At 75.2% G+C, this 11,537-nt stretch carries 7 protein-coding genes and 1 pseudogene; 5 read left to right on the forward strand and 3 right to left on the reverse strand.

From position 1 onward, the window contains the following. Positions 1-55 precede the first annotated feature (55 nt). Positions 56-1,930 carry a BTAD domain-containing putative transcriptional regulator gene (locus ABZ321_RS20480; protein ID WP_354893313.1) on the reverse strand — a complete coding sequence of 625 codons (1,875 nt, stop codon included), beginning with the start codon at positions 1,928-1,930 and terminating at the stop codon, positions 56-58. Positions 1,931-2,714: 784 nt separating this feature from the next. On the opposite strand from ABZ321_RS20480, the gene ABZ321_RS20485 reads away from it, so the two are divergent. Then, positions 2,715-2,837 (forward strand): hypothetical protein, encoded by a 123-nt coding sequence (locus tag ABZ321_RS20485; RefSeq protein ID WP_354893316.1) that lies wholly within the window; start codon positions 2,715-2,717, stop codon positions 2,835-2,837. 39 nt (positions 2,838-2,876) lie between these two features. Here ABZ321_RS20485 and ABZ321_RS20490 read toward each other — a convergent pair whose 3' ends face one another. After that, positions 2,877-3,242, reverse strand: a complete 366-nt coding sequence (locus ABZ321_RS20490) for an MmcQ/YjbR family DNA-binding protein (protein WP_344502548.1) — start codon at positions 3,240-3,242, stop codon at positions 2,877-2,879. Between the two features lie 171 nt (positions 3,243-3,413). On the opposite strand from ABZ321_RS20490, the gene ABZ321_RS20495 reads away from it, so the two are divergent. From ABZ321_RS20495 to ABZ321_RS20510, 4 genes are all read left to right on the forward strand, one after another. Next, positions 3,414-7,067 carry a DUF4132 domain-containing protein gene (locus ABZ321_RS20495; protein ID WP_354893319.1) on the forward strand — a complete coding sequence of 1,218 codons (3,654 nt, stop codon included), beginning with the start codon at positions 3,414-3,416 and terminating at the stop codon, positions 7,065-7,067. A gap of 365 nt (positions 7,068-7,432) precedes the next feature. After that, the gene (locus ABZ321_RS20500; RefSeq protein ID WP_354893322.1) at positions 7,433-7,585 is read left to right on the forward strand and encodes a hypothetical protein; all 153 of its coding nucleotides are present in this window, start codon (positions 7,433-7,435) and stop codon (positions 7,583-7,585) included. Beyond that, the gene (locus tag ABZ321_RS20505) at positions 7,582-8,694 is read left to right on the forward strand and encodes an AAA family ATPase (protein WP_354893325.1); all 1,113 of its coding nucleotides are present in this window, start codon (positions 7,582-7,584) and stop codon (positions 8,692-8,694) included. The genes ABZ321_RS20500 and ABZ321_RS20505 overlap by 4 nt, the downstream gene beginning before the upstream one ends. Before the next feature lie 5 nt (positions 8,695-8,699). Beyond that, positions 8,700-11,234, forward strand: coding sequence for a DUF5682 family protein (locus tag ABZ321_RS20510; protein ID WP_354893328.1), 2,535 nt, complete (start codon positions 8,700-8,702; stop codon positions 11,232-11,234). Positions 11,235-11,326: 92 nt separating this feature from the next. Here the strand turns inward: ABZ321_RS20510 and ABZ321_RS20515 are convergent. After that, positions 11,327-11,518, reverse strand: a pseudogene (locus ABZ321_RS20515) (pentapeptide repeat-containing protein); the annotation flags it as partial. Positions 11,519-11,537 lie beyond the last annotated feature (19 nt).

Raw genomic sequence — 11,537 nt, forward strand, 5'->3', positions numbered from 1 at the left:
TTGCGGCTGATGTACGGCGCTGCTTGTCGGGTTGTGGTGCCTCGTCCGGCCGGCGCTACGCGGTGGCGAGGCGGTCCCGGAGGTGGTGGCCGTGGGCGGCGGAGATCTGGGCGGCCACGGCGGACCGGATCAGGTCGCTGCGGTGCCGGACGCTGCCGCCGGGCCCTTCCACCAGCAGGTGCGCGTGGACGAGCCGGTCGACCGCGGCCAGGACCTCGTCGAGGTCCAGCCCACCGGCCGCGGCCAGCTGCTCCACCCGCAACGTGCCGAGGGCCGCGGTCAGCCGCAGGATCTCCCACGCGGCCGGCGGCATCCACCTGGTCCGCTGCCTGGCGAGGTGCATCGCGACCGCCTCCGCGATCGCCGGGTCCCCGCCTGCGGCTCCTCCCGCGGCCCGTCCCGTGGCTCCTCCCGCGGCTCCTCCCGTGGCCCCTCCTGTGGCCGCGACGAGCGCGGGGATGCCGCCGCTGGCCTGCAGGACGTCGACCGGCAGGTCGCGCTCGCCGAGCGGGTCGAGCCGCAGCACCAGGTCCGCGTCCAGCGCGTGCAGGGGGCGGTCCGCGATCGCCGACGGGTAGCGGTACGACACCACGACCCTCACTCCGCGCTCCCGAAGCCACCGCAGCTCGCTGACCGAGTCCGCGTCGAGATGCTCCGCGTCGTCGACCGCGACGACACACCCACCCAGCTCCGCGGCGATCGCGTCCAGCTCGGCGGGGTGCAGCGTGCGCCGCTCGTGCATCGCCGCGTCGAGGGTACGGTCCGCGGGCCGCCCCAACTGGTGCAACGCCGTGCGCAACCAGCCGAGCCGCAGCGCCCCGCCGGGCCCGGGGCCCCGCCCCAGCCCGACCCGCTCCGGCGCCTCGTCCCGCAGCCGCCCGAGCAGCGCCGACTTCCCCGCCCCGGCCGGCCCGACCACGTGCACGACCCCCGGCCCGTCACGCAGCGCGGCCAGCTCACCCCGCCGCCCCACGAACCCCGTGGCGAACCCCGTGGCGTCCGCCGACCCGCCCGCCGCCTGCCTGCCGGTCTCTCCGCCGGCTTCTCTGCTGTGCTCCCTGCCCGCTTCCCCGCCCGCCTCTCTGACGACGGCGAGCCGCCGCTCGACCGGCTCCGCGGCGCCGCTCTCCCCGGCATCGGACGTGGCCGGACCGGTGGGCACCGCGGCACGCCGGTCGGCCTTGCGCCGGTCCCCGCCCCGGCGCCGGTCCCCGTTCGGCGCGCTCTCCACCGGTCGGGCGGCGGCGGTGTTGAGCTCCGCCAGAAGGCGATCCCGCAGCGACGTCGTGTCGGCGGACGGTGCGATCCCGAGGTCGTCGGCGAGTGCCCGCCGGCACAGGTCGAACCACCGGACGACCTCGTCGGCCCGGCCCAGCGCCGCACCGGCGACCATCGCCAGCCGGTATCCGCGCTCGGTGAACGGCTCCAGCTCCGTCGCCTCCCGCGCCAGCCGCAGCGCCCTGGCCGGGTCCGCGGCCGCCGCCGGCTCGGCCAGGTCGAGCAGCGCCGCGACGAGCACCGCCTTGACCTCGGCCCGCGCGGGCGCGGCCCAGTCGGCGTACTCGTCCTCCACGAACGGCAGCTCCGGCGCCAGCTCGACGATCCGCTCCCGCACGTCCAGCTGCCCCGGCCGCCGCTCCGCGACCTTCGCGGCCGCCCGCAGCTCAGCGAGGTCGAGCCGGGCCCGGTCGGTGGCGAACACGTACCCACCGGCCCGCGTCACGATGAACGACCTCGCCGTCGGCACCCCCGGCTGCAACGCCCGCCGCAGCACCGACACGTAGTGCTCCAGCGCCGCCGTCGCGTTCCCGGGCAGGTCCACCCCCCAGACCGCGTCCGCGAGCGCATCCTTGGACTGCACCCGGTCATGCCGCGCCGCGAGCACCCCCAGCACCTGCCGGGCCCGCCGCGGCAGGTCATCCCCGGTCATCCGCCGGCCGTCACCGTCAATGATCTCGATCTGCCCCAGCACCCGCACGTCCACAGCCGCCGCAATCGGCAGCCCCCGCCACACCTTGAGCGGTTCCCCCCACCCGGCCGCCGCTGTGTCCGGTTGCCTCTTCGCCTCGGCTGTCTCTTCGCCCCGGCCGCCTCTGTGTCCGGTTGCTCATTCGCCCCGGGTTGCCTTCCGCCCCGGGTTGCCTTCCGCCCCGGGTTGCCTTCCGCCCCGGGGTGCCTTCCGCCCCGGGTTGCCTCTCCGCCCGGCTGCCTCTCCGCCCGGCTGCCTCTCCGCCCGGCTGCCTCTCCGCCCGGCTGCCCCTCCGCCCGGCCTGGACCCCTTGCCGACGGGCTCCCTCGGCTGCCCGTTCCAGTCGACCGGTCGTTCCTCGGCCGGCTGTTGCCCTCGCCGACCGTTCCCCTCGGCTGACCGTTCCCTCTCGACCGGCGGGCCGCCACAGCTGGAACGGCTCCGGAGCAAGCGGTCACCTTCGGCCAGCGTTGTCCCCTTGGCTGGCCGCTCTCCTCGCCCGGACGGGTTGCTCCGGCTCGGGTGATTCCCCAGGCGTGCGCGCCTTCTTCTGTTGCTTCGTTCCCTCCGCCAGCGCCGCTCCCTCTGGACCGGTTCCGCCCCGTCGAGCGCGCTGGTCCTCTGCAGGCATGCCCCCTGCCGCCGGCATGGTCCCTCTGGCGCCTGGTGCGCTCGGGGCGCGGTGGGCGTTCGCCTTCAGCCGGGCCACAGGCCGGCTTCAGGCCGTCATGGTTTCCTCCCGTGCATGAAGATCATGGCCAACGTCGCCCCGGTCGCTCGTCTGTCGTCGCGCATCGTTCTCGCGGTCGCCTTCCTCGCCGTGCTGAGCGCCGGGCTCGTCATGATGGTCGTGTCGGCGCTGCGATAGCGGGAACGGGTGGCGAGGGCTCACTCTGTACATCACCCGCTAACTCAACGCGAGATCCAGACGTGCCACGATCGGCCGCGGTGCGGTCATCCTCCACGCCTCCGTGATCAGATCGGCGAGCTCGTCCTCGTGCGCCTTGCGTAAACGCACCTGCACCCAGCCGAACCGGCCGGACACGTGTGACTTCTTGTAGGCCCGCGGGTCGTCCTCGACGAGCGCCGCCTGCTCCTCACGGGACGTCTTGACCAGCATGGTCCAGTCGTCCTCGCACAGGTAGGCGAACCCCCGGTCACGCACCCGGAAGCCGAGATGGTTGCCGTGCTGGCGCTGCTCCACCTCGGGCAGCGTCAGGACCATCCGGAGCGCCTCGTCGACGCTCACCCCGCGGCTGGTTCGGATTCCCATGTCTGTAGGTGTAACAGGAGGGTCTGACACTTTTCCGAGGATCCGATTTTCCCCATTTGCTCAATTTCGTGATCAACGCCGTTCCCGCAGCGTGCGGCCGCCTCACCCGAAATTGTCGGTGGGCGTCGCTATGGTGACCGCCATCCGAAACGGACCACGGGGAGGCGGCACATGGGCACGTTCGGGGTTCCGGCCTCCTGGCTGCGCGACATCCTGCCGCGGCGCGGCGGGGCGCCCGCAGGGTTCAGCCCGAGTGCGACCTGGGCCGCCGACATCGCCGCGCTGCTCGACAAGCGCCCCAGCCTGCGCGCCGCGCTTACCAACGCCGACACCCCCGCCGACGTGCGCGCCGAGGGCCTCGCGCACCTCGACGGCGACGCCGCCAGCACCCCGCTCGGCGCGGCCGCGGTCGTCGCCGCGTATGTCGGGCCGCCCGACCAGCGCTGCCGGGCCGCGGCGGCGGTGTTCGCCGACGGGTGGGTCGCCGGCCGCGGGCTGCCGTTCGCCGTCGAGGCCGCCATGGAGCTGCAGGGCCTCGGCTATGGCAGCTTCGGCGCCGGCACGACCCTGGTTGGGCAGCCCGTGGTCCGTTACCTGCGGGGCTCCGAGGGCGCGTTCCCCGTCCTGGCACGCGTGCGGGCGGCCCTCGTCGCGGCGCCCGAGGAGGAGTACCGGTCGCTTGTGCGGCGGCTCGCCGCCTGGCGGGAGCGGTCGGCGACGCACCGGGTGGTGGCGGCGTTCCTCGCGCCGACCGAGGCATCGTGGGTCGAGGAGGAGGTGCGCGGTCACGTCGTCGGCGACGACTGGCGCACCCGGCTGACCCTGGCGTCGGTGACGACCGCGGCGCAGGCCGAGACCCTTGTCGGGTCCTATCCGCCGTGGGCGATGTTCGCCGACGCCACGTTGCTGCCCACGATCGCCGACGGGCTCGGTGTCGCCGTCGTGCCGCCGCTCGTGGTGTGGCTGGACCGGTTCGGGTCGGCGTCCGCCGACGGCCGGCGAGCCATGCTGTCGATTCTCGCCACGATGCCGACCGACGAGGCGCTCCAGGCCCTCGTCGACCGGGCCGACAAGCGCGACGTCCCGGCCGCGCTGACCGAGGCGTGCGACCGGTTCCCGCAGCGGGCGGTGCGGCTGCTCGCCGAGGGGGCGTCGCGCCCGCGGATCGCCCAGCGGCTGCGCACCCACGTCGCCCGGCACCGTGCCGCCGCAGAGGAGGTTCTGCCGGCGCTCGCCGGCGCCGCCGCCACCAGGGTCGCCGCCGAGCTCGCCGCGCTCGACCGCCGCGTCGTCGCGCCGCCCGAGGCGTTGCCGCCGCTGCTCGTCACACCACCGTGGGCCTCGGCCCGGCGGCCCGGCCGTAAGCCCCTCGTCGTCCCCGGGCTGCGCTGCACCGACGAGCCGGCGATCGGCTGGGAGCCGGGGGAGCAGGCGGAATGGCTCGACCGGGCCGGCACCGCCGGCCAGTGGGGGCCGCTGCGGTCCGACTGGACCGCGCTCGCCCGCGACATCGAAGCGGGGCGGTGCGCCTGGTTCGACAAGTTCGGGTTCTTCCTCCGCGCGCCCATGGAGATCGCCGCGCCGGTCGCCGCCCGCTGGCGGCCCACCCGGCGCTGGGACCATGAGCTCTGGGCGCCCCCGCTCATCGCGAGGTTCGGCGTGCTCGTGCTGCCGCTCGTCCTCGAGGTCGACCGGTCGGGCGCGAGCCCGCTGCTGATGCCGTTCACCGGGCCTGAGGTCGCCGCCGCCGTCGCCCGCGGGCTCGACGGCGGCCGGGCCGCACGGCAGCGCGCCATCGACTGGCTGCGCCGGCACCCCGCGGCCGCCGCCCGGGCGCTCATCCCCGCCGCGGTCGGGCCGGGCGGGTCCGCGCGCCGCCTTGCCGGCCGGGCGCTGCGCGTCCTCGCCGGCCTGGACCACCGCGACACGGTCGAGACCGCCGCCCGGTCCTACGGTGCCGTCGCCTCAGCCGCGGTCATCGACCTCCTCGACACCGACCCCCTGCTGGTGCTGCCGGCGCGCGTGCCGGCGCTGCCCGACTGGGCCGACCCGGCCGCCCTCACCCCGATCGAGCTGCGCGGCGGCGCCGGCACGGTCCCGCCCGACGCCGCGCGGCACGTGCTGACGATGCTCGCCATGTCGAAGCAGGGCGAGCCCTATGCCGGCCTGGCCGTCGTCGCCGAGGCGTGCACCCCGGCGTCGCTCGCCGCGTTCGCGGTGTCGTTGCTGGAGCGCTGGGTCGAGGCCGGCGCCCCGCCGCGCGCCGGCTGGGTCCTTGAGGCCCAGGCCCTGCTCGGCGACGACGAGACGGCCCGCCACCTCGCCGCGCACATCCGCGCCTGGCCCGGCGAGGGCGCCATGGCCAGAGCCGCTTCGGCCGTCGACATCATCGCCAGGATCGGCACCGAGGGCGCCCTCACCCACCTGCACCGCCTCACCACCACCGTCCGGGCCAAGCCGATCCGCGTCCGCGCCGAGGAGCGGCTGGCGGAGGTCGCCGCGTCCCTCGACCTGTCCCCGGACCAGCTCGCCGACCGGCTCGTCCCCGACCTCGGCCTCGACGCCGGCGGCACGCTCACGCTCGACTACGGCCCACGCCGGTTCACGGTCGGCCTCGACGAGCAGCTCAGGCCGTTCGTCACCGACGGGACCGGCGCCCGGCGCAAGGAGCTGCCGAAGCCCGGCACCCGCGACGACCCCGCCCTCGCCCGCGCCGCCGCGCAGCGCTTCGCGCTGCTGAAGAAGGACGCGCGGGCCGTCGCCGCCGACCAGGTCACACGCTTCGAGCACGCCATGGTGTCGGGCCGCCGGTGGTCCGCCGCTGAGTTCCGCCGCTTGATCGTCGACCACCCGCTGGTCTTCCACGTGGCCCGCCGCCTCGTCTGGGCGGTCTTCCCCGTCGAACCGTCCGCCGGGCAGGCCGAGCCCTCCGGTCCACCCGGCAGCTTCGTCCCGGGACGCGACCGCGCTCTCGTGGTGGGTGGCCATGCCGTCTCGGCAGGTGTCGCCGCGCCTTCCCGCACCGTGCAGGCCGCCGCTTCCGACGCCACCGCGCCGTCCCGCACCGTGCTGAGCGCCGGGATCGGGGTCGCGGCAGCTGATTCGGATGGAAGTGGCGGGCCGGTGCAGGGTGCCACCGTGTTGGGCGGCGGGGTTGAGGTCACGGCTGTCGGTTCGGGCGGGGGTGGCGGGCCGGCGCGGGGCGTCACCGCGCTGGGCGGTGGGGTTGAGGTCGCGGCCGCTGGTTCGGGTGGAGGTGGCGGGCCGGCGCGGGGCGTCGTGGGGGTGCGGGTGGCGGAGGATCGGACGTTCGCCGGGGTTGGTGACGAGTCGGTGACGCTGGCCGACGACGCGGTGGTCGGGGTCGCGCATCCGCTGCACCTCGGTGACGGGGTGGCCGCGTGGGCCGGGGTGTTCGCCGACTATGCGATCCTGCAGCCGTTTCCGCAGCTCGGGCGAGGCTCCCATGCGCTCGCCGCCGAGGAGGTGGACCGTGACGCGCTGGTCCGGTTCGTCGGCGTGAAGGCGCCGAGCGGGAGGTTCGCCGCGTTGCTCCGCGGCGCGTGGCGGCGGACCGGCAGCGGGCTGCGGGACGGGTGGGGGTCGATCGAGAGGGATCTCCCCGGTGATCGGGTCGCCGTGGTCGAGCTGGACCCCGGGCTGCACCACGCCGACCCGACCGTCGACCCGGTCCAGGCGATCGCCGACGTCTGCGTCGTGCGGCGGCACGCCGGCCACCTGGGGACGGAGCGGCTGCGGCTCGCCGACCTTGACCCGATCGGGGCGTACGAGCTCGTCCGTGACCTGGAAGCAGCGACCGCATGACCAAGGACACCGCGAGCGGCACGGGCTCGCCCGGCGAAGTGTGCCCGGCCCGCCTCGGAGAAGCGGATCGGACGGATGAAGCAGGTGCAACTGGCGTCGCGGGTCCGGCCGGCGTCGCGGGTCCGAGCGGTGTCGCGGGCGGGGTCGTGGGTCCGAGCGGTGTCGCGGGCGGGGTCGTGGGTCCGAGCGGTGTCGCGGGCGGGGTCGTGGGAGTGGATGCGGGCGGCGTTGTGCGAGCGGGTGCCGCTTGCGAGGCGGGTCCGGGCGGAGTCGTGGGAGTGGGTGTGGCTTGCGAGGCGGGTCCGGGCGGAGTCGTGGGAGTGGGTGTGGCTTGCGAGGCGGGAGTGGGAGGGGGTGCGCGCGGCGTGAAGGAGACGGCGGGGCAGGCGTTTCTGGAGGTCTGGATCGGTGGGGGTGGCGTGGCCAGGTGGGAGAGGGACGGGCCGGGCATGGTCGGCGGGCTCGGCCCCGTTACCGTGTCCGAGATCATCAGAGACCTGTGGGAGGTCAGGCTGTGAGCGCTGCGCACGAGTTGCTGGAGGAGGGCACCGCCGTGCAGCGGCCGCCGGCCGAGGTCCGGTACGCCGACGAGCTGGCGAAGCTCCGCGACACCGACAGCGGGGAGCGGCCGCCGGGGTGGGCGTTGAGCCTGACGGCGGCGCGGCGGTTCATCGTGGGGGACCCGTCGGCGGGGATCAGCCGTAAGTTCGTCGGTGACCCGTCGCTGATCGACCGTGCCCTCGTGTCGCTCGCCACCAGCCGGGGGCTGATGCTGGTCGGTGAGCCCGGCACCGCCAAGTCGCTGCTGTCGGAGCTGCTGGCGGCGGCGGTGAGCGGGGAGTCGACGCTGACCGTACAGGGCGGGGCGGCGACGACCGAGGACCAGATCAAGTACTCGTGGAACTACGCACTCCTCGTGGCGGAAGGGCCCAACCAGCGGTCGCTCGTGCGGGCGCCGCTGTTGCGGGGGATGGCCGAGGGCAAGGTCGTGCGGTTCGAGGAGATCACCCGCTGCCCGCTCGAGGTCCAGGACTGCCTGCTGTCGCCGCTGTCGGACCGGGTGCTCGCGATTCCCGAGCTGACCGGGCCGGAGGCGATGGTGTTCGCGCGTGACGGGTTCAACGTGATCGCGACCGCCAACACCCGTGACCGGGGCGTCAACGAGATGAGCGCGGCGTTGAAGCGGCGGTTCAACTTCGAGACCGTGTTCCCGATCGCCGACTTCGACACGGAGCTCGCGCTCGTCGAGGCGGAGGCGGGTGCGCTGCTGCGCCGGTCCGGGGTCACCGCCGCGCCGCGCCGCGACGTGCTGGAGGTGCTCGTGACGACGTTTCGGGAGCTGCGGACGGGACAGTCGGCGCGCGGCGACACGATGGAGCGGCTGTCGGCGGTCATGAGCACCGCCGAGGCCGTCTCCGTCGCGCACGCCGTCGGGTTGCGCGGCTGGTTCCTGCGCCGGGAGGCCGGCACCGCCGAGGACCTGGTGTCGTGCCTCGCCGGTACCGCCGCGAAGGACAACACCGAGGATCTGGCCAAGCTGCGGCGGTACCTGGAGCAGCAGCTGACCTGGCGGAACGGCGCGCAGTGGAAGGCGCTGCACGCGGCCCGGCACCAGCTGCCGGGGTAACGGCGATGGTCACCACGTTCATCGGCGTGCGGCACCACAGCCCGGCCTGCGCCAGGCTCGTCGCCGGCACGATCGCGGTGCTGCGGCCCGCGTACGTGCTCGTCGAGGGGCCCGCCGACATGAACGACCGCATCGGCGAGCTGCTCCTCGGGCACGAGCTGCCGGTCGCCGTGTTCAGCAGCTACCGCGACGACGAGCGGCACTGCGCGTCGTGGGCGCCGTTCTGCGCGTACTCGCCGGAGTGGGTCGCGCTGCAGGAAGGCCACCGGGCCGGCGCGACCGTGCGCTTCATCGACCTGCCGGCGTGGGACCCGGCCCTCGGGCAGCGGGAGAACCGGTACGCCGACGCCGAGCAGCGCTACGCCGAGGTCGTCGACCGGCTGTGCACGGAGTTCGCCGTCGACAACGTGGACGCGTTGTGGGACCACCTGTTCGAGATCCCGCCCGATGACGGGATCGCCGAGCGGCTCGCCGCGTACTTCGACCTGCTGCGCGGGGAGACCCCGGCGAGCGAGGGCGACGTGAGGCGGGAGGCGTACATGGCCCGCTGGATCCGCGCGGCCGCCGCCGACGCGGGGGACCGTCCCGTCGTCGTGGTCACCGGCGGGTTCCACCGGCCGGCGCTGATCCGTCTGACGGACGGGGGCGTCACACCGGTGCCACCGCCAGACGCGGATGAGGGTGGCGCGTCCCCCGGAGTGTCGGTGGGTGCCGGGGACGGGAACGCTGGGCGGTCCGTTGTGCCGGCGCCGCGAGCAGGTGCGGACGAGAGTGGGGCGTCGCCTGAGGAGCCGGTGGGTGCTGAGGGCGCGGATGCGGACGGGGGCGCCGCGCGGTTCGGCGTGCCAGTGCCGCGTGAAGGTGCAGACGGGGGTGGCGCGTCGGTGGGGGGCGTGGGCGGGGACACGGCGTGGCCCGAGGTGCCGGTGTTGCCTGAGGAGGCGGTCGGGGGCAGTTTTCTGGTGCCGTACTCGTTCCGGCGGTTGGACTCGTTCGACGGGTACCAGTCGGGGATGCCGTCGCCGGAGTACTACCAGCAGCTGTGGGACGGGGGGCCGCGGCAGGCCGCCGATCACCTGGCCGGGGCTGTCGTCGGGCGGCTGCGGGAGCGCAAGCAGCGGGCGTCGACGGCGGACCTGATCGCGGCGCGGGCGTCCGCAGCGGGGCTGGCGCTCGTGCGGGGACATCAGTACCCGGGCAGGACCGACATCCTCGACGGGCTCGCCGGGGCGCTCGTGCACGACGCGCTCGACGAGCCGTTGCCGTGGGCGACCCGTGGGCGGCTGCGGGCCGGCACCCACCCGGTCGTCGTCGAGATGGTCGCGGCGCTCAGCGGCACCCGCGTCGGCCGGCTGCATCCATCGACGCCGCTGCCGCCGCTCGTGCACCACGCGGATGTCGAGCTGGAACGGGAAGGGTTCGGCGTCGACGGTACGGTCACCGTCGCGCTCACCGAGGACGACGGCCTGCGGCGCAGCCGGCTGCTGCACCGGCTGCGGGTGCTGCGGATCCCGGGGTTCGAGCGGCGGCGGGGGCCGCGGACCGGGGTTGATCCGGTGCTGGAGGAGCAGTGGGACGTCACCGTCCATGAGCATCGGCTGGTCGCGTTGATCGAGGCCGGGGCGTACGGTGCGACCCTCGACGAAGCCGCCGCGGCCGTCCTCGCCGAACGGATCCGCGGGGCGGACGTCGCCGGTCTCGCCGACGCGTTGTTCGACGCGGCGCTGTGCGGCACGGTCCGCCTGTCGGACCAGGTGCTGCACGACCTGGGCGCGGCCGTCGGCACCGCCGGGGACCTCGGCGACCTCGGCCGGCTCCTCGCGGTCGTGCTGACCCTGTGGCGGCACGACCGGCTCCTCGGCACCGCCGGCAGCGTCCCCCTCGGCACGGTGATCGCCGCCGCCCACCAGCGGGCGTTGTGGCTCGCGGAAGGTGTACGGGGCAGCGCCTCCCCGGCCGACCCCGCCCGCATCGCGGCGGTCGTCGCGGTCCGGGACACCACGGTGCACGCCGGGCCGCGCCTCGCCCTCGACCGCGACGCCGCACTCGCCGTGATGCGCCGGGTCGCCGAGGACCGGGAGTCCCCGCCCGACCTCCGCGGCGCCGCGTTCGGCTTCTGCTGGTCCGTGGACACCACCGACCCGGAGGAACAGGGCAGCGGCTGGGAGGACCCGGTGCGGGCGGTGCGCGGCGCGGCGGCCCCGGGCACGGCCGGCGACTGGCTGGCAGGGCTGTTCGCGGTGGCGCGCGAAGAGGTGCTGCACTCGCCGCGGGTGCTCGACGTGCTCGACGACCTGATCAGCGGGATGGGCGAGGCGGAGTTCCTGATCGCGCTGCCGGCGTTGCGGCAGGCGTTCACGTACTTCCCGCCCCGGGAACGGGAGACCGTCGCCGGGCACCTGCTCGCGAGGCGCGGGCTCGGCGGGAGCCCCCGGTCGCTGCTGCGCAGGCGGAGCACCGACCCGGCGTCCGTCGCCGCCGCCCTGGAGCTCGAGGCCCGGGTCGACGCGGCACTCACCCGTGAAGGACTCCTGACATGAGCCCGCCCGACCACGACAGCCCCGGCCCGGACAGCGCTGCGCAGGTCAGCGCCGACCAGGACAGCGCCGACCAGGACAGCGCCGACCAGGACAGCGCCGACCAGGACCGTGCCGTGCCGGACAGCGTGGCGCAGGACAGCGCCGCTCAGGTCAGCGCAGAGCGGGACAGCGCTGCGCAGGTCAGCGCCGACCAGGACCGTGCCGTGTCGGACAGCGTGGCGCAGGACAGCGCCGCTCAGGTCAGCGCAGAGCGGGACAGCGCTGCGCAGGTCAGCGCCGACCAGGACCGTGCCGTGTCGGACA

The organism is Dactylosporangium sp. NPDC006015 (genome assembly GCF_040614215.1).
In the GTDB taxonomy this organism is placed as follows: domain Bacteria; phylum Actinomycetota; class Actinomycetes; order Mycobacteriales; family Micromonosporaceae; genus Dactylosporangium; species Dactylosporangium maewongense.

What these genes read in the sequence shown, in the direction of transcription:
- ABZ321_RS20510 (WP_354893328.1), top strand. Translation starts at nt 8,700, where the DNA reads ATGGTCACCACGTTCATCGGCGTGCGGCACCACAGCCCGGCCTGCGCC.
- ABZ321_RS20485 (WP_354893316.1), top strand. Translation starts at nt 2,715, where the DNA reads ATGAAGATCATGGCCAACGTCGCCCCGGTCGCTCGTCTGTCGTCGCGC.
- ABZ321_RS20480 (WP_354893313.1), bottom strand. Translation starts at nt 1,930, where the DNA reads ATGACCGGGGATGACCTGCCGCGGCGGGCCCGGCAGGTGCTGGGGGTG.
- ABZ321_RS20490 (WP_344502548.1), bottom strand. Translation starts at nt 3,242, where the DNA reads ATGGGAATCCGAACCAGCCGCGGGGTGAGCGTCGACGAGGCGCTCCGG.
- ABZ321_RS20495 (WP_354893319.1), top strand. Translation starts at nt 3,414, where the DNA reads ATGGGCACGTTCGGGGTTCCGGCCTCCTGGCTGCGCGACATCCTGCCG.